This is a genomic window from Halobellus sp. Atlit-38R (assembly GCF_003665925.1).
Classification (GTDB): Archaea; Halobacteriota; Halobacteria; order Halobacteriales; family Haloferacaceae; genus Haloquadratum; species Haloquadratum inordinatus.
Genome location: NZ_QXIJ01000405.1, coordinates 1 through 435, shown reverse-complemented (window position 1 = coordinate 435; position 435 = coordinate 1). Strand labels below are relative to the sequence as shown.

Below are 435 nucleotides of genomic sequence, written 5' to 3'. Positions count from 1 at the left end.
CGACGAGGAGCCCGACCTGGGCCCGCTGGCGGGTATCCGGAACGCCTGCCGCGCGGCGACCGACCGCTACGCCGCCGTCGTCGCCTGCGACATGCCGTTCGTCGACCCGTCGTTCCTCGCGACGCTGCGCGAACTGGCCACGGAGCCCGGCGTCGACGCGGCGGTGCCGCGGCTCGACGACCGTTGGTACCAGACGACGCAGGCCGTCTACGCGGCCGAACCAGCCGCGGACGCCTGCGACCGCGCGCTCGACTGGGGCGAGCGGAAGGTGCTCGCGATGCTGGACCGGGTGAACGAGGCGGTCGTCGACGACGAGGCGATCCGGTCGCTGACGACCGAGCGCACCTTCACGAACGTCAACACGCGGGCCGAGCGCGACGAGGCGGAGCGGGCGGTCGCCGCCGCGACCGACGCGGGGTGAGCCGCGGCGTCACC

1 protein-coding gene is annotated in these 435 nt (G+C 74.9%); it reads left to right on the top strand.

Annotated elements, in window-relative coordinates:
* Positions 1–421, top strand: a 421-nt coding sequence (locus D3D02_RS20090) for a molybdenum cofactor guanylyltransferase (RefSeq protein WP_147435820.1), incomplete at its 5' end; no start/stop codon positions are given.
* Positions 422–435: the final 14 nt, after the last annotated feature.